Annotated in this window: 15 protein-coding genes and 2 pseudogenes; 2 read left to right on the forward strand and 15 right to left on the reverse strand. The window is 44.4% G+C overall.

The window, feature by feature from the left end:
* Positions 1 to 157: 157 nt before the first annotated feature.
* Entirely contained in the window at positions 158 to 1252 is a 1095-nt protein-coding gene (locus ITG10_RS01055; RefSeq protein ID WP_017631192.1) for a TRAP transporter substrate-binding protein, read from the reverse strand.
* 586 nt (positions 1253 to 1838) lie between these two features.
* On the opposite strand from ITG10_RS01055, the pseudogene ITG10_RS01060 reads away from it, so the two are divergent.
* Positions 1839 to 3045, forward strand: a pseudogene (locus ITG10_RS01060) (IS256 family transposase).
* Between the two features lie 249 nt (positions 3046 to 3294).
* Here the strand turns inward: ITG10_RS01060 and ITG10_RS01065 are convergent.
* Positions 3295 to 4308 (reverse strand): annotated as a pseudogene (locus ITG10_RS01065) (IS110 family transposase).
* Between the two features lie 123 nt (positions 4309 to 4431).
* Positions 4432 to 4824 carry a hypothetical protein gene (locus tag ITG10_RS01070; RefSeq protein WP_017632046.1) on the reverse strand — a complete coding sequence of 131 codons (393 nt, stop codon included), beginning with the start codon at positions 4822 to 4824 and terminating at the stop codon, positions 4432 to 4434.
* Between the two features lie 220 nt (positions 4825 to 5044).
* On the opposite strand from ITG10_RS01070, the gene ITG10_RS01075 reads away from it, so the two are divergent.
* The gene (locus tag ITG10_RS01075; protein WP_017632047.1) at positions 5045 to 5845 is read left to right on the forward strand and encodes a DUF2982 domain-containing protein; all 801 of its coding nucleotides are present in this window, start codon (positions 5045 to 5047) and stop codon (positions 5843 to 5845) included.
* A gap of 103 nt (positions 5846 to 5948) precedes the next feature.
* On the opposite strand, the gene ITG10_RS01080 is transcribed toward ITG10_RS01075, so the two are convergent.
* The 12 genes from ITG10_RS01080 to ITG10_RS01135 form a co-directional block, all read right to left on the reverse strand.
* Positions 5949 to 6602, reverse strand: a complete 654-nt coding sequence (locus ITG10_RS01080; RefSeq protein WP_017632048.1) for an MBL fold metallo-hydrolase — start codon at positions 6600 to 6602, stop codon at positions 5949 to 5951.
* 100 nt (positions 6603 to 6702) lie between these two features.
* Positions 6703 to 7251 (reverse strand): YcbK family protein, encoded by a 549-nt coding sequence (locus ITG10_RS01085; RefSeq protein ID WP_017632049.1) that lies wholly within the window; start codon positions 7249 to 7251, stop codon positions 6703 to 6705.
* Between the two features lie 197 nt (positions 7252 to 7448).
* Positions 7449 to 8987: a L,D-transpeptidase family protein gene (locus ITG10_RS01090; protein ID WP_017632050.1), complete on the reverse strand. Its 1539-nt coding sequence runs from the start codon at positions 8985 to 8987 to the stop codon at positions 7449 to 7451.
* A gap of 81 nt (positions 8988 to 9068) precedes the next feature.
* On the reverse strand, positions 9069 to 10157 hold the full coding sequence (locus ITG10_RS01095) for a DUF1513 domain-containing protein (protein WP_017632051.1): 1089 nt from the start codon (positions 10155 to 10157) through the stop codon (positions 9069 to 9071).
* Positions 10147 to 11208 (reverse strand): imelysin family protein, encoded by a 1062-nt coding sequence (locus ITG10_RS01100; protein ID WP_026084371.1) that lies wholly within the window; start codon positions 11206 to 11208, stop codon positions 10147 to 10149. Before ITG10_RS01100 ends, ITG10_RS01095 begins: the two co-directional genes overlap by 11 nt.
* A gap of 176 nt (positions 11209 to 11384) precedes the next feature.
* Positions 11385 to 12773 (reverse strand): di-heme oxidoredictase family protein, encoded by a 1389-nt coding sequence (locus tag ITG10_RS01105; protein WP_017632053.1) that lies wholly within the window; start codon positions 12771 to 12773, stop codon positions 11385 to 11387.
* Between the two features lie 112 nt (positions 12774 to 12885).
* Positions 12886 to 14145: an imelysin family protein gene (locus ITG10_RS01110; RefSeq protein WP_017632054.1), complete on the reverse strand. Its 1260-nt coding sequence runs from the start codon at positions 14143 to 14145 to the stop codon at positions 12886 to 12888.
* Positions 14146 to 14322: 177 nt separating this feature from the next.
* Entirely contained in the window at positions 14323 to 14919 is a 597-nt protein-coding gene (gene ribA / locus ITG10_RS01115; RefSeq protein ID WP_017632055.1) for a GTP cyclohydrolase II, read from the reverse strand.
* A 248-nt stretch (positions 14920 to 15167) separates the two neighbouring features.
* Complete coding sequence (locus tag ITG10_RS01120; RefSeq protein ID WP_017632056.1) at positions 15168 to 15344, reverse strand: hypothetical protein; 177 nt, start codon at positions 15342 to 15344, stop codon at positions 15168 to 15170.
* 89 nt (positions 15345 to 15433) lie between these two features.
* Positions 15434 to 15874: a heme lyase NrfEFG subunit NrfF gene (nrfF, locus tag ITG10_RS01125; protein ID WP_017632057.1), complete on the reverse strand. Its 441-nt coding sequence runs from the start codon at positions 15872 to 15874 to the stop codon at positions 15434 to 15436.
* Positions 15871 to 16425, reverse strand: a complete 555-nt coding sequence (locus tag ITG10_RS01130) for a DsbE family thiol:disulfide interchange protein (protein ID WP_026084372.1) — start codon at positions 16423 to 16425, stop codon at positions 15871 to 15873. The genes nrfF and ITG10_RS01130 overlap by 4 nt, the downstream gene beginning before the upstream one ends.
* The gene (locus ITG10_RS01135; protein WP_248386636.1) at positions 16406 to 18322 is read right to left on the reverse strand and encodes a heme lyase CcmF/NrfE family subunit; all 1917 of its coding nucleotides are present in this window, start codon (positions 18320 to 18322) and stop codon (positions 16406 to 16408) included. Before ITG10_RS01135 ends, ITG10_RS01130 begins: the two co-directional genes overlap by 20 nt.
* Positions 18323 to 18451: the final 129 nt, after the last annotated feature.

Consider the following 18451-nt stretch of genomic DNA (forward strand, 5'->3'; position numbering starts at 1 on the left):
TAAAAACGATTCAGTTTATAGCTAACAATAGGCACAACATAGAAAGGGTTCTTGGGCATTTAATTATTATGGTTAAAATGAACCCGCCGCTTAGTCACTCTTAGTTAACTAACAAAAAAACTTTGGGTTCATTTAGCTTCAGTTCAACAACTGTCGATTATTTCGCTTGGCTATTTAGATAAGCTCTGTGTGAAATATCCGTCCATGAACGTACTTGCTCTAGGTAGTTAGCTTGAGAAGCTTGAATCTCTTTTGCCAACTCATCTTTCTCAGCATGTGCAGCAAGTAGGCGATCGTTTGCTTCTTTCAGTGCCGACATTACTTCAGGCGGGAAATCTTTCACTTGTACATCTGGGTATTCTGTCTTCATTGAAACCCAGTTCTTACCACTTTCGTGCGTAGCTTGTGTGTACATGTCGTAAGCCGCAGTACGCATTGCAACACGCAAGATTTCTTGTAGGTCTTCAGGCAGCTTGTTCCATGTGCGTTTGTTCACTAGGAATTGAAGCTCTGAACCCGGCTCATGCCAACCTGTGTAGTAGTAAGGCGCGATTTTGTGGAAGCCCATTCGTAAATCCAGTGATGGGCCTACCCACTCGAGCGCATCAATCGTGCGACGCTCTAAAGACGTGTATAGCTCACCAGGGGCAATGTTGGTCGGTTTAGCACCTAGCTCAGCAAGAATCTCGCCTGCAAATCCTGGGATTCGCATTTTCAGACCTTGTAGATCTTCAACGCTGTTGATCTCTTTTTGAAACCAACCACCCATTTGGATATCTGTGTTACCGCCCGGGAACGACATCAAGTTGTGTGGAGAGTAAACCTGCTCCATCAACTCCATACCACCACCGTGATAGAACCACGCGTATTGCTCTGCTGGCGTCATACCGAAAGGCATAGAAGTGAAGTAAAGAGTGTTTGGAACTTTACCTTTCCAGTAGTAAGAGCCTGAGTGACCCATGTCGTATTGACCAGACTTAACCATGTCAAAAACGCCAAGAGGGGCTTTGTGTTTGTTTGCTGAATCGATTCTGATTTGCAGTCGACCATTCGACATCTTCTCAGCCATCGCTGCCATGTTCTTAGTTGCATCACCGAAAACTGGGAAGTTTGGTCCCCACGTTTCCGCAAGTTTTAAACGGTAAACCTTATCAGCGGCTGTAGCACCAGTAGCGACCAAAGCTAAACAAGCCGCAGCAGTTACTGCAACGTTTTTAAAAACTCGTGTGAGGGAGTTAGAAATGAGACTCATGTTCACGTCCTTTGTTGGGTTAACACTCTTTCTATGAGTATTTTTTATGATTCAACATAAGAGTGCACCGTGATGAGGCAACAAGATATCAGGGAGAGCACGCACGCATGGCGTTAACAAAGTTACGTATTAGACCAAAGGATTAAGTAGAACTACGTAGGAGATGATTGAATAGTGTCGATTTCAAAGGAGTTTGGACATTCACTAAGGCAATGCGTATTGATAAATACCTAAGTAGTTATAATGAACCGCTATTAACAATTGATTCCCATTTCGTGATGAAGCTCTATCCATTGCTGCATTTTAGGGAAAGTCACACGCACTTTTTAGTTAGGCGCCCTACTTTAGGGCTTGCTGATGAGAAGCAAAGCTAGAGATTAGAGATTAGAGATTAGAGATTAGAGATTAGAGATAGTAAGTTAAACGGTCGCTTGGAATGGGAATAACCGGTAGATGAGAATAAGCGGTAAATGAACTTTATGACAGACACAAAAATGTATGGTCCGCCCCGTTATTGCAACTAGAGACTGTCCTAAATTCTGTGTAACTGTCTAGACTTAAGCCTTAAAGGCTAAGGATGGATAGTATGGATAAGAAAGCACTTGAAGCTTTTGCTCGTGAAGCAGCTAAATCAATTAAGACAGAATCTGATCTTGATGACTTCCGAAAAATGTTAACCAAGGTGACTGTTGAGACAGCATTGAATGTTGAGCTTGATGAGCACCTTGGCTACGAAAAACACTCCCCAAAACCCAGCTCCAACTCACGTAATGGGTATACCAGCAAGTCTATTATCACTGATGATGGTGAAGTGCCGATAGACGTTCCTCGTGACCGTGAGTCAAGCTTTGAACCAAAGCTGGTTCGCAAGCACCAAACTCGTTTCCAGTCGATGGATGACAAAATCTTAAGCCTCTATGCTAAAGGCATGACGACCCGAGAAATCGTAGCCACATTCAAGGAAATATACGATGCGGATGTCTCACCAACCCTTATATCTAAGGTGACGGACTCTGTTCTAGAGCAGGTTGTTGAATGGCAATCTCGCCCATTAGATGAAGTCTACCCAATCGTTTATCTCGACTGCATTGTCGTTAAAATCAGGCAAGATAAACAAGTCATCAACAAAGCTGTTTATCTTGCGCTAGGCGTGAACATGGAGGGTCAAAGAGCTGCTTGGCATGTGGTTGTCAGAGACGGAAGGTGCTAAGTTCTGGCTTGCTGTGCTAACAGAGCTACAAAACCGCGGAGTAAAAGACATTCTCATTGCTTGTGTCGATGGTCTGAAGGGCTTTCCTGATGCCATTAATGCCGCATTCCCAAATACTCAGATCCAGCTCTGTATCGTCCATATGGTGAGAAACTCAGTTAGGTATGTACCTTGGAAAGATTATAAAGCTGTGGCTGCCGATCTTAAGAAGATCTATCAGTCGAAGACAGAAGATGAAGCCTTGCTAGCGCTAGAGCGGTTCTCAGATAAATGGGATGGCAAATACCCTCAGATCAGCCGCTCTTGGACAGCACATTGGAATAACCTGAACACGCTCTTCAACTACCCAGAAGATATTAGGCGAGCAATTTATACGACTAATGCCATAGAATCACTTAATAGTGTTATTAGAAAAGCGATTAAAAAGCGTAAGCTGTTCCCGACAGATGAATCGGCAAGGAAGGTGATCTTCTTAGCGATCCAGGATGCCTCCAAAAGATGGACGATGCCAATTAGAAACTGGCGACAAGCCCTGAACCGCTTTATGATTATGTTCGAAGACCGATTAACTGAATATATGTAACCCCGACAGTTACACAGAATTATTTACAGGGTCTTGCAACTACAATTAAGTAATAACGGAGTTGGTTTGCGCTAATGTATTCGGAGTCCTTGTTGGGAGCACTAGCTTCCCAGCTCCACGATGATATCCGCGCCAGATTATCCTTAAAAAGCCCAAAGCATTGATTGCTATTTTTTGTGTCAGGTTCTTAATCTGGCCGATTGACCGTTTTTGTCATCACGTTCATTGGCGTTGCAAACTTGGTTATAGCTAAACAGCCTTAAAAGCTTGGCGGTGGTATAACACCGCCCAAGCTATCCTCACTAGCTTGTTGGCTAATGCAACTACCACTACATTAAATGGTTTGGTGGCTCGTAGGTTCACAAGCCACTCTCCAAACACTTTCCCTGTCGTCTCTAGCCTAGAGAGTACAGCTCTTGCGCCATGGATAAACAGGGTTTCTGAGGTGCTTATTTCCTCGTTTACTCATACCAAGTAGCTTGGTATTTCCTCCCGTTGAGAATTGCCTTGGTACAAGTCCCAACCAAGCCGCCATCTCGCGGCCATTGGTGAAGATTACTCGGAGAGCTTACATCAGCAATACACAATGTGGAGGTAAGATCGCCAATTCCAGGGATAGTTTTTAATAATTGAGCACTTTCGTTATTATCAACAATAGTTTGAAGCTTGATATCTTGGGTTTTGATTTGTTCATTGAGGTACTTGTAGTGTTCATGGATAGATATCAATTCACATAGCAAGCTTTTGGTAGTGATACTGTTTGTTCTGCTAACCATTGAAACAGAGACTTCATCTTTGCATGCCCTTTGGGAAAGCTAAGGCCAAACTCAAGTAAGATCGCGCCGATCCGCGACATAGTGGCGGTTCTCTCCTTGATATAACTATCTCTGACTCGATGAATCGCTGCGATGACTTGAGCCTCTTCACTTTTACAGCCACAAATCTCATGGTCGGTCGACTCGCAGCCTCTGCGATCGCTGAAGCATCGATGAAATCGTTTTTATTGCCTTTGACATAAGGCTTTACATACTGAGGAGGAATAAGTCGGGGTTGATGACCAAGCTCACCACACTTTCGAGCAAGCCAATGAGCACCGCCACAAGCTTCGAAAGCAATAGTTGTTGGTTCTATTTTACTAAGAAAGATTAAGAGTTGATTGCGATTAAATTTACGACGAAGCACCTCCACCCCACAACGGTTATGTGCGATAGCATGGAAGCAGTGTTTACCTAGGTCGATACCTAAAATATGAATAGAAGACATATGGTTCACCTCATTCTGAGAGCCTACTCTAAGCTTAAGGGCTTGAGAGTGAGGCGGACCATATAATTAAGCCTCGATAATCGAGGCTTAAAAACTTAACGAAGCGAATGTAATCCCACAGGATTAGATAGCTTTGTAGATAACCTTGTTACCTGCTAGCTGCTCTTTCGCTACTAGGTTTTCTTCAAAAAGTTTTTTCAATGCGCCTGTTGCCCATGAAGCTGCTTTCGCGTCTTCTTGACCAGCTTCTAGGCCGATACCTTTAGGGTTAATGCCTTCAGCATTGCTAACAACGATGTCTAGAACTTGTTGTTGCTTAGGAGTCAGTGCTACTGCAACTTCTTTAGTTGCTGCTACTGTTTTCTCTACCGCTGGTTTTGCTGCTACAGTTTTTTCTGCTACAACTTTCTCTGCGACAGGCTTCGCTTTTTTCGGCGTTGCCACTGCTTTAACTACAGCCGCTTTAGTGCGTTTCTGCAGTTTAGCCTGCACCTTACGCTTATGAGCAAGTCTCATTGAATATTTCTCCAGTTCACTGCTCTTTTCGCAGTGGTGAAAATTTGAAGCGCGATTTATACCAAAAAACAGGAGCTATTTGTAGAGTGAAGCGTCGAAAGTCGACGAAAAATACCGATATTGTCTACTAGCGTCTATTATTTAAACATCGACTTATCAATTCAGGGTCATATACACTGGTTATCCATCCAGACAAAAATATGAAAACTTGGTGTTGCCTATGGACACTCGTCATCTTACTAATTTCTCTTTGCCTTCATTCACTCGCTCGTACCGTATCCTAGCTGTTATTTTGGGCTTCATTTGCTTAATCGTTGCACTCTACAGCGACAACCCAAAGTTACTGATCGTTGGTGCTTTTTGCAGTATTACCCTTCTGGGAACCGGCTATTATTTGATGCTGCGCAGCCGAGTGATGTTCACGCTGACTCCGACTCATTTTCAGCAGCATTTCTATAAAGGCGGTTGGGTTTTGAAATGGAGCAACATCCAAAAAATTGGCCTTTGCACTTACGAACAAGATGGTTGGCATCAACCTCTGCCGTGGGTCGGAATTAAGGTCAAAGACTACTCACCCTACCTCGATTCAATCTGCCCTAAGATCACCTGTGAATTGTTGCTCAGCCAACGTGCACTTTTGTACTTGGGAGCGAAACAAGCAGGTAAAGAGTCGAACTTTGAAGACATGGTTTTAGACTCATCGCACTACCACACGCGTTGTACCGAAAACGGCTGTGTTGAATTAAGCCAATATAAAGAAGCAAAGAATATCGACGACGTGAGTTTCAGCGCCCAACAAACACAAATGGATGCCGATTCACACGATGAAGCAAATAATCAAAACGCGGTGATCAAAGACTATTCAGGGTTACAGGCGATGCTTGCCAACAGAATGAAGTACCAAAGAGGCTTCCACGGTTATGACATTTTCATATCAACCCATGATTTGAATATTAGTGGAGAAGAGTTTGTTGGTCTGGCTCGACGCTACTTGGCGGCTGCCGAGCACCTTGCTGATTAAAATCAAACCGGTTTGAAAACAAACTCGCACCCAATAAAAAAGCTTAGCTTTCATAAGAAAAGCTAAGCTTCATTTTCAATCGTTTTAGTTTTCAATAACAGGCTTAGTAGAGAGGCATTTCATCTGCGACGAACGGGTTTGATGCACGCTCACGGCCGAATGTCGATTCTGGACCATGACCCGGAACAAATGTTACGTCACTGCCTAGTGGCCAAAGCTTAGTCTTGATTGAAGCGATAAGTGTGTTGAAATCACCTTGAGGAAAGTCAGTTCGGCCAATTGCGCCATTGAACAACACATCACCCACGAACGCTAGACGTGCTTGTTCGCTGAACAGTACAACGTGACCTGGAGTATGGCCCGGCGTATGAATCACATCGATAACTTGATTACCAAAAGTAATTTTATCGCCCTCTTCTAACCAAGTGTTTGGCTCAAACGCTTTACACAGTGGGAACCCAAACATCTGGCTCTGGTTTTCTAAACCTTGCAGCCAGAAGTTGTCTGCCTTATGTGGGCCAACAATCTCAACGTTCAACATCTCTGCAAGTGGCACCGTGCCACCAACATGATCTAAGTGACCATGAGTCAGCACCAAGTTCACAACCTTAACACCCAACTCTTCGATAATTGCGGCTAGCTGTTGGATGTCGCCACCTGGATCGACAACGATGCCTTCCATGGTTTCATCACACCACACAATCGAGCAGTTTTGAGCGAAAGAGGTAACAGGTACAACTTGATACTTAAGAGACATATACAAACCTTAGAGGGCAAACTGAAATTTGGGCAAACTATGACATTGGATGTCTACTTTGACAAGTGCCTACCGTATCGCCCTTCAATTCATCCTAGCTCTACCAGCTGCGGACTGGGCCTGTATCGATATGGATAAAGTTGCTACGCGCATAATAACCAACACCACCCGCTTTCAGGCTTTTAGCTACGTCTCTCAGCTCTTTTAAATCAACGCCATCGATACGGAAATCGATCGCTTTGCCTAGCATGTGGTAACTCTTTTTAGCCACACCGCTCGAGTTAGAGCGAAGGGCTTCATTGGTTGCCGGAGAACGATAACCAGAGATGACCTGGACTTCTTTTTGGATACCTAAGATATTCTGAATCTGAGTAATCTGATCGAACAGGTTCTTATCCATAGGGTGAATTTCATTGCGACGGAAATCGCGGCATAGTTTGCTCAGACGTGCCATCTCGTCACCAACGTAGTTAGTACCATCAAAATAACAAGTCTCTAATCGTTCACCAGTGTGAAGATTATTCATGCTAATCGTTCTTGGTTGATCAGGGTATGAAGCAAAAGCGATAGAAGGAGTAAGTGAGGCGACAACAGCAGTACCACCAGCGTAAGTCAGAAACTGACGGCGTGAAAATAAACTTTGAGACATACAGCAAAAAACCAATTAGATCGAACGAAAAATGCACGATACATAATGGAATTTGCTGCGTCAACGTACAAAAACCGCGCAAAACGTTAGTATTTGTAACCTTTGCACGGTTAGTTATTGATAGTCATTATAATTTTATCAATAGAAGCTTGGTTGTCATTTTTTGGTCAAGATCACCTTTATTGGTCGTAGTTTGATCAACCGCCCTCTTTGTCATATTGGTAGATGTCACCACGGTACTGGATGCCTCCTTCTTCAAACAACACGGTTTGATAGATGATGTGCACAGGGATTCGTTTCTTAAGTCGAACCTTGGTGTTCGGAGCAAGGTCACCATTTTGCTTCGGTACTTTTCTTACCTTAGTGGCAAACAACAACTCAGCCAGTTCTTCTGCATGCTCAACGCGTATGCAACCTGAGCTATATGCACGGAAATCGTCATTAAACAGGCCTTTACTTGGTGTATCGTGGAGATAAATCGCACGCTTATTAGGCGTATTGAACTTGTACAATCCAAGTGCGTTGCGCGACCCTGCCTGCTGACGCATTCGATATGGGAAAGAATTGAAGTTGATGGTCTGCCAATCGATCTCAGTTGTGTCGACGGTTTCCATTGAACGCCAACCATCGATCACTTGGAAATTGTGTGTTTCAAGGTAGCTTTCGTCGGCTTTGACCTTAGGTAGGATGTCTTTTACCATGATTTTCCATGGCACGTTCCAAGTCGGGTTTAAGATGACTGAATCTAGATTTATCTCTAAAAGCGGCGTTTTTCTCGACTTTCTTCCGACCACAACTTTCGACTCAAACACCTCTTCGCCATCTTCCCAATACTTCATGTCAAAGCTAGGTACGTTAACGACAATGAGAGAGTCTCGGTCTGTTGGCCACAAGCGAACGCGTTCAGCATTCAGAGCTAAAGACTTCAACCGATCATCAAAACTCGTATTGATCCATTTGATCGTGTCTGGCCCAATGATCCCATCATCTGTAAGACCGTGCATTCGTTGGAAAGATTTAATCGCCGTTTTCAAATCTCGATCGAACTCCGGGAAATCGACCGCTATCATCGAGGTATCAACGCCGACGAGTGCAATACGCTCAACCAGAGTCGTTTTGTCTGAGAGCGTGTCTCCAAAGCGTTTCAAGCCCTTCTGTCGGTATCGTTCGATATTGAGTTCAGAGGCGGTTTCCAACACGGAATAGGTTGCCTTGAATTGGTCAAAGTCCCCCACAGGAGGCGCGTAAGATAACACCATCTCCAATAAGTAATCATTGGCGACGCTGCTTTTCAGTCTCATCAGAATATGCGGAGAAGGCGGTGGCAACTTAGAGTGCAGCTTACCCGAGAAGTACCACTCTTTGCCGGCCAGTGGCGCATTTTCAACGTAGCTGAGGTAGTAGATAAAGGTATCTGTTAATAATATGTCTAACTCTTGCCATTGGCGGCGAGATTGATACTGGCGGATTTGCTTAATTTGTCGTTCGAAAAGCGGTGCCATTTGCGCTTGTTCTAACAGCGACAGTTGGAATTCAAACGCTTTAACAAGTTCAGGAGAATCCCAAAGGATAGGAAGAGAAGAGTCTTGATAAATACTCTGGGTGAGCTCTGGATAAATCAGCATAAAAGAGAGTTCTGAATCAGCCGGAATGAAACGGCTCTCGTCAGAACTCGTATAGCTCCATGCATGCACAGAAACTAACACCAATAATCCGCAGAAGTATTTCGCTAACATGCTTAACTCCGTCACCAGTAATCCCATAAGTATGGCAAAGAAATGGGAGTAAGCATGTTATTTTTTAAGGGATTTTATGAATCAGATTGCACTCCAATGATTATCCCACTGGACGGATGATTGCTGGCTTGATTTCTCATAAGGCTTGCGTTGGCTGACCACACCGCCCGCTCCAGAACTGAGTCTAAACTCACCATCAAGTAGCACAGCACCAGAAGCATCGGATAGCGCAGACAGTTCCACTAACTCTTTCGTCTCTTTAGACCAGATACCGTAGCAATTGCCTCGTGGTGAGGTAGCAATAATCCAATCATCTGACGCCGCAATACTTGCGATATAGTGATTAAACCTTGCCCACTGTTCAGGCTCTGCGTTCAGAGATTCAAACTGTCCGCCTTTAGTGTGCATCGCCAACAGCGAAGGATACTCATCCGGTTCACCGCGATATTGCTGACCACAAAGCACGGTTTCAGCGCCATCATGAGCTAAATGTCGAATGCTTAGCTTCTTGTCTAGCAATTCAACCTGATCAAGCAGCACGCCTTCGGGAGAGACATAACTCAAGCTCGGTTGCATTGAATCTAAGTTTTTTGGTGTTCTGCCATCTGTATGAACACCACCAACGCCAATCGCAAGATTACCATCAGGCATAATGATCACTTCATGTGGGCCGATACCGAAACCAGTGAACTCTTCGACTTTACGATACCCTTGCGCGACATCGTACACACCGATCACACCTTGGCTGGTGTCCGTTTTTCCTTCGGTCGCATACAGTAACTTGCCATCTAACGAATAAACGCCATGACCATAGAAATGGCGGTTGTTACCTTTCACCACCATTTTGATCTGCTGACCGTTTTTGTAATCAAACACCATAAAATAGTCACCAGGGCGACGGGCAAACACCACTGCATGTGATGATGTTGGGCAAATAGCAACGCCATGACCACGAGCAGGAATCGGCAACTGACTCAATGGCATACCAAATTCGTCAGCCACAACTGCAGAGTATTGACCACGACCGTTAAGCGCACAACCAATCAGCTGAGGGGCATTAGATGTACTTAAATCACCAGAGCGACTCGCACACCCAAACGGAAGTACTGGAACAGCTGCACAACCCAGTGCAGCTTTGAGTAACGTTCTTCGTGTAGTATCAGTCACCATCGGTAGCATTGAATCCTATTACCACGCCAAGCTCTATCGCCACTTCTTCATGAATCAGATACTTCAAACGTTCGAGTTTGTTGTATTGCGTCAGCACATCGCGGTAACCCTCTTTGCTCTGCAGTAGAGTAAACAAGCTAGAATCGGTCGGCCAAGTATCTAACGTTAGTGTGAACTGAGCAGCAACACGATCGGCAAGGTCATTTAAGCCCTTCTCTCTCAATAAACCATCAAGACCATTGCCATCGGCTAGGTACAGTTTCTCTAGCGTTGCTACGTTAGCTTTCAACTGAGTCATTGAGGTTTGAGCACGCCATGATTCTGAGAAGTAAGGGCGAGGATGACCAATTTTTGCCATTGGTCGACTCAGCTTATTCATGCTGTAATCAAGTTGATTAGTCAGTAAAGCGATGTATTCAGATTCCCAACGCATCTCGTCTAGCGCTAACCAAGGGTTAACCTGCCAAGCCTCTGCAATAGAGGCCGATTTCATTGCCAAGTTTTGTGCGATAGCTTGTGATGATAGACATCCTAGCGCTTTGTCTTGAAGTAGTGGCGATTGCCCGTCATAAAGCGACCATTCCAACGCGCCTAGCCCTTGAACAGTCACACTTTGTTGCGCAATCTCATCTTGAGACCAAGTTTTATCCTGCTGCGTGAGCTGGCGCATTTTTAGGCCGGTAGTGTTCTTTTTGTCTGGCCAGAATTGAACATTCCAGCTCTCTTCAAGTGCGGCTGTAGGGCCTCTTTCTTGGCCTTGCAGTGCCATCCAACTGTTCATAGTGAGCTGCCACTGATTTTTCAAAGCGTCTAACTCAACATCATTGGTTTGGCAGTAGCCCTGCATCAAGATTTCTAGCTCATTAGCTTGCTCGGCAAATAGGATTGCAGAATCAAACTCCTGCTGATAAACACTGCGACTAATATGACTCGTTGTGTCTGCTTGATAAGACACCCCGTTAACCTCAGATGAAGCGGCTTGCTCACCCGATGATTGACAGCCTGCTATGACTAATACCGATAAAGGCATTAACAAAAATTTATGTGTCATGCTGTTACCTTACTTCCTAATTTTTCTTTTAATTATATGAGTTCATTAAATTCGAAACGACCGCTGACCTCGTATTCCTACAAGTTCAGCGGTAATGTGCTTTTAGCGCACTTATTCTTGGGGTTAGCTCGCTCTTTAAGTTAACAGAGGAGTCGAAACTCTACATCTCAGCCCGACTACAGCGAATTCAAAAACGCCAGTAGTGCTTCGCGTTCACTGCTACTCAAAGCTAATACTTTTTGTTTTGCCATTTCTGCTTCACCACCATGCCAAAGTACGGCCTCCATAACGTTTCTTGCACGACCGTCATGCAGTAAGAACGTATGACCATTCACTTCTTTGGTATAGCCTAATCCCCACAATGGCGTGGTTCGCCACTCGCGTCCATTCGCTAGATACTCTGGGCGATTGTCGGCTAAGCCTTCACCCATATCGTGCAGTAACATATCGGTATATGGGCTGATTAGCTGTTTAGACAACGCAGGTAAGCCTTCACGTTCTGCTGTGCGAATTTCAGCTTGGTGGCAACTTTGGCAACCAATCTCTTTGAACAGTTTTTTACCTTGAACAACCCCTGGGTTATCGACATTACGACGAATAGGTACCGCGAGATGCTGCGAATAGAACTCAACAAAATCTAAAATGTTGTCGCTAACTTCTGGTTCACCACCATTAGGGAAGTCATCACAGGTTGATTGCGCTGATGTACAGTTTTCATTCGGGAACAAGCTACTTGTTAAGCCCAAATCACCGTTAAACGCTGCCGCATTTTGCTGCATTAGGTTTGGCTGCCCCGCTTTCCAACCGAAACGACCCAATGCCATTTTGTTTGTTCGAACATCAAGAACGTAATTGGCTTTGCCTGATACACCTTGGTTGTCCGCTGCTTGTTGCTTCGCGAAACCAAGAATCGTTTCTTGCGGAATACTTTCGAGCAAACCAAGACCGATCATTGGTGGCGCAACACGAGCTGAAAATTCAGTTTTAGGGTGCATCTCACCGAAAGCGAGTTCCGTGATTTTTAAAGTAGGTTTACGCAGAGTAACAACCGTGCCGTCTTTGAATTCAACAGGAACATCGGTGTAGCTGATGTTCACTTTACCCTCTGGCTTAACACCTTGAAGTGCGAAATCTTGTAGCTGACCGCCGTAAGTTGGTTCAGGAATGCCGCCATCTCGAATGAATGCCTGTCTTTGTTCTGGCGTTTCAGCCGGAATACTCAAACGAACCAACATGGATACTGCGTTCTCATCGCCTTTTTCTGGCGCGTGGCCACGACCATCTTTGATGTGGCAATTTTGACAGCCGTTGGTGTTAAACAGTGGTCCTAATCCATCACGAGCATCAGTTGATGACGGTGCTGGAACCCAAGGGTTTCTAAAAAAGCTGTTACCCACGCTGAAATCTAAGCGTTTGCTCATTGGCAGATTGGCTGCGGGAAGAGAAAAAGCGTTTGCTCCCTCTTTCTTCACGGTCGTTTTGCCACCAGAGTAGGTTTCATGGGCGTGTAATGGAGATGCGAAAAACAGTGCGGTTAATAGTGAGGCTGAGAGATACGACTTCATACATTGCCTTGCTGTGTTTTTGATTTTAGTTTTTATTTGGAAGTGACTTTCTTGAATAGCAAACAATTAAGGGCTCAATGAGAGCCCTTACATTGGTTTTCGGCTCGGGTTCTTAGAACTCGTGAGCCGCTGTGTCTGGGTTTAGGCTATCAATGCCAATCACACCCGCAGCACGCTCAATTGCAGCTGTTTGAGACACTAGCGCAACAATTGTTTTGTTTACTAGCGCGTTACCTGCAGCGTTGTCAGCAGCGATTAGCTGATCGAAGTGCTGGTTATTTTTCTCTGCAGACGTTACTAGCTCGCCTACTTGTGCACGTGCTAGGTCAAACTGCTTTTGGATCTCTTTCGCAGCTTGCTCATCTTTTTGCTCTACTAGATCAAACAGGCTTGGACCTGAAAGCAAAGTACCGTCTTCACGTTTGTATAGACCCGTGTAAACGTTGTAGATGCCTTGCTCGTTGTAGTAGTGAGAGTTGTGCGTGTTATCAGAGAAGCAATCATGCTCGTCTTCAGTTGAGTTCGCTTCTAGTGCAACCTTCATACGCTCGCCCGCTAGTTCACCTAGAGACAGTGAACCCATGCCGAATAGCATTTTACGTAGGCCGTTCTCGCTAGACTCAGAAAGAAGCTCTTGACGGTAGTTGCCTTTCTCACCTTCAGCCCACTGTTTTTCCATCCACTCTAAGTCTTGGATAAGTAGTTCAGCTGATGCTTTTAGGTATGCGCCACGACGGTCACAGTTGCCGTTAGTACACTCAGCGCCAACAACGAAATCAGTGTAAGCACGCTCACCTGCACCTGCGTTTGTGCCGTTTAGATCTTGGCCCCAAAGTAGGAATTCAATTGCGTGGTAGCCAGACGCTACGTTCGCTTCAGAACCGCCGATCTCGTTAAGGTCTGCGATTAGCTCAGGGGTGATGTTCGTTGAGTCAACAGTAGTCTGACCAATTTGGAAAGTCTTGTTCGCCACGATGTTTGCGCTAGCGCCTTCGTTACCGAGCTCATATTGGTAATCAGAAGATACATAGTCAATCAGGCCTTCATCTAGTGGCCATGCGTTTAGTTGGCCTTCCCAATCATCAACAACAGCGTTGCCGAAGCGGAATACTTCTGATTGTTGGTAAGGAACACGAGACTCAAGCCAAGCTTGTTTTACTTGTTCAAAGTTGCCAGCAGAAGGAGAAGCTAAGAAGGTATCAATAGAAGAGTTCAACGCTTTTGCTGTAATTACTGAGTCTGCAAACACTGCATGTGCAATATCTGCGTAATGTTCTACAACTTGATCTTGAGTTACTGCTGCGAAAGAAGAAGCAGAGGCAAAAATGAGTGACGAAGTTACGGCTTTTGTCACTAAAGATTTAATGGTCATGAAGCATCCTTGTTGAGCTTTAAATTATTATTCGTAGTAATAGTGCAAACCATTATCATTTGCACTACGGATTTGAATAATACAAACTTACAATTTTATTGCAAGATAAATACAAAAAAACCTCACATTTGTGAGGTCTTTGAACATTTTTGTGTTAAGCGTAACAAAGAAGGCTGATCAGATATCCAGATTATGCTTACCATGTGAAACTTTCGCCTTCAGGTAGCTTTCATTACCTGACTTGATATGAGCAGAAGTATTCACCACTTCTTCAATCTCAATACCAAAGGATTTCAGCTCGTTGATCTTCTTAGGGTTGTTGGTTACTAAACGGATTTTTGTGGTACCTAAAGCACGTAGCATTTCAGCGGCTTCAGTAAAATCACGTAAGTCATCACCAAAACCTAGGTGGTTATTGGCTTCATAGGTGTTCATACCTTCGCTTTGCAGGCGGTACGCATCGATTTTATTGTACAAACCAATACCACGTCCCTCTTGGCGTAAGTAAAGAATTACGCCGCCTGTTTCACCCATAATTCTAATGGTTTCGTCTAGCTGCTCGCCACAGTCACATCGAGAAGAATGGAAAACATCACCAGTAAGACACTCAGAGTGCATACGAACAAGAGGTATGTCTTGTGTTTTGTCTGCTGATTTAAATATCACAGCAACATGCTCTTTATCTGTTTTCAACCCATGAAAAGACAGAAGTTCAGCATCGATACTGCTTGTTGCCCCTACTTTGAAATCTATTCTGGCACGTACTTCCGCCATAGCTATACTCACTTGAAAATTCGATGTATTTAACGACACTACATTATATGTCTAGGCAATATTTTGTAGCTAACTATCTAATGATAGACACTATGAGGCTGTTAACAATTTTTTTCAAGGTCGACTACGCACAAATTGTTATAATATAACAATTAATTTTCAAGTAAGAAAAAACCCCACATTGGAATGACCAACATGGGGTTATAAATTAAACAGTTGCGGCTAAAGTGACACTTTTTACAGAACGCTCAACTTACTTGAGTTTGCTTCCAGATGACAAGTTGCACCCAAGCATTCTCTAATTCGGTTAACTCTTCTTGAGTTAGCGTAGAAATGCTCGACTTAGCACTGTATCTCTCTGCCCATTTGTCTGACTGGACACGAGTATGGAACTCTTTCTTTAAATTTGAGATTACGTTATCCACAGATACATCCTTATATAGCAGTGCTTAGCCTTTATAATCGGTCAATGTTACAAAATACAGGTCAATTGGTAAACACTAATACATAATTTTTATGAGCCCTTTCTAACACTTTTTACTGATAAATATATAAATAAGAGAAATAATAGGCTTGGTAAAAGCCAAAGTAATAGGTTTGAGGCGCTCATTGCTGGCTTATAAAGCACAAACTCGCCAAATCGCTCTGTCATATATTGAGTGATTTCATTATTACTCTTCCCTTCTTTCACCATATTAAACACAACAAGACGTAAATCTTTTGCTATCGGCGAGTTCGATTCAATCAGGTTTTGATTCTGACATTGAGGGCAGCGCAGCGTTTTTGCCAAGTTAATAGCACGCTGCTGTTGATCCGGGCTTTCAAACTCAAACAGCTCAACCTGAATGCTTGTCTCTTTATTACTGGCTGTAAACAACTCTTCAGCCATGGCCGGAAAGCTAATAGTAGCAATTGCAGACAAGATTACGACTATCTGTATTAAAGACTTCATCATCCAATCTCACCATCAAAATACATGGCAAGTTCGTTTTGCCATACGGATTCATTAATCACACCCAGTAGCTTCTTAATGATTTGGCCGTAAGCGTCAACCAAGTATGTCTCCGGCGTACCGATGACCCCTAACTCCAAGGCTAACTTCCCCTGAGGATCGCTAATGACTTTTGAATATGGGTTTCCATCGTTCGACAACACATTAATAGCGGCAGCTGTGTTATCTCGGTAATTAAGACCAACAATAGGAATGCCTTTATCGTGGAGTTTGAGCAAAAAGGCGTGTTCGGTTTTGCAGATACCACACCATGACGCCCAGACATTCACTAACTGGTAAGGGTGCTCAGTAATATCCGTTCGCGTCAGTTCTTGTTGCCCTGTGACTCCTTCGCTATTGGATAACGCTATCGATGTAAATTCAGGAAACGATCTCTGTTGCGTCGATACTGTGGTGGTTTGCTGCTTGTTATCAAGCCCGAACAAAAATGCCAACACCACTATCAGTGCCAATACAATAAGCGTGATGAGTTTGTTACGAACGCTGGTATTCATACTGTGACGCCTTAACGGTTTTCTTTTTACGATAAATCAATGAGAGCAACGCACCTAAAATAGAGATCAACCCACCGAACCAAATCCAACGAGCATAAGCCTTATATTGAACGCGGAATGCGTAAGCGGTTGAATCCACTTTTTCACCCATGGTGATATACACGTCGCCATGCCAGAACCACTTCATTGCTGGCTCACTCATGTTCATGACTCGAACTTGGTAATGCCTTCTTTCAGGTGTGATGTAAAAGCTTCGTTCATTAGCCTCTAGATCAAGCACTGCCCTTTCGGCAGTAAAGTTCGATGCAACATAAAGCTCAGTATCACGATGAGAAAGCATCCAGTCCATAAACTCAACCTGTTCTCCTGGGCTCAATTTATAGCTGCGCTCAAACGAATGGTAGCTGTTCATCGCGGCACCTACCGCTAACACAGCGACACCCACATGTGCGAACGTCATCACCCAGACTTTGCGTTGGAATTTGGAACTGCGCGTGACCGCTAAACCATAAACATGAGTCAGTACAACCCAAAACGCGAGAGCCCACGTCACCAGTACCATCACTTGAATCTTCTCTACTTGCACAACATAGCAGGTAAAACCGAGACCAATAGATAGCAGAGCGATTGACGCCATAACGCCTTTCGACGCTTGGGGTTTGATACTGAGTAATGGAGCAAGGCCAACAACGCCCATAGCGAGTAAAGCTAACGGTGCTATTAGCAGGTTAAAGTAAGGTGCGCCTACCGATATATTTCCAAGACCTAACAGCTCAAACACCATGGGATAGAAGGTACCGAACACCACAACCGCCGTTGCCAAAACGAAAATGAGTGCGGCGACTAAACTCAAAAAGCTTTTGCTGGCAAAGTGCGTGATTGGGCTCGATTCGAAAGACTCACCACGCACAATGAGCAGAGAAAACGAACTCACCAACACCACGACCAAGATCAGTAACAGTGCGATGCCTTTACTTGGGTCAACCGCAAAAGCGTGTACTGAAGTGAGTACGCCAGAGCGAACAATAAAGGTGCCGAGAATACTTAGACAAAACGTAATGAAGGCAAGGCTCAGAGACCATTTCAACAGTTGTTGCTTGCCCTTGGCAACACCTAAGGTATGTAACAAAGCGCTAGAAGTGAGCCACGGTAGCAAGCTCGCGTTCTCAACAGGATCCCAGAACCACCAGCCGCCCCAGCCCAATTCGTAATATGCCCACCAAGAACCAAGAATGATCCCCGCGGTTAAAAAGATCCACGCGACTAAACACCAGCTTCGACAATGAGCGACCCAATCAAACTCGATCGGATCCACCAATAAGGCCGCGACAGCAAAGGCCAGTACAACCGAAAACCCTACGTAGCCCAGATATAGTAACGGCGGATGGAATATCAAACCGGCATCTTGCAGCATTGGATTAAGATCTCGTCCTTCAAGCGGCAAGATTGAATTCAATTCAAATGGGTTGGATGCAAATAACGTAAACCAAGCGAATATCGCGAGTAATACATTCATCATCCACAGCACACGGCTTTGATATTCACTTGAGTAGCGTTTTTGCAAAGCGATAACACCGGACCAACAGCTGATGGTCAGTACCCAAAACAGCAATGAGCCTTCATGCCCTGCCCACACGGCGGCCATTTTGAAAAAGGGAGGTAACTGTGTATTAGAATGTTCTGCGACATATAGAATCGAGAAGTCGTCACTGATAAAGGCATAGCCAAGCAGAACAATAGCGCCAATGGAAAATAGTGCGCTTGAAAGAGAGAAGCTGCGAATTAAACCTAGATTCGGTGATTGCCTGGCGAGCATTGGATAAATCGAATGCACAGCGATAATGCTGCTAAGAACAGCGACCAAAACTAAATTAAACAGCCCCAAAGAACCGACCATATCACCTCAATAAGGCTCCACCAAAGCAGAACCAAGTAAAACCGTTGTTAGCTTCTTTATGCAAAGAAACAGAGAATTAGTAAGCAGATGCCTAGTATCCAACATCTACTCACTAACAAACTTGAGCAG

Source organism: Vibrio sp. ED004 (assembly GCF_023206395.1).
Taxonomy (GTDB): domain Bacteria; phylum Pseudomonadota; class Gammaproteobacteria; order Enterobacterales; family Vibrionaceae; genus Vibrio.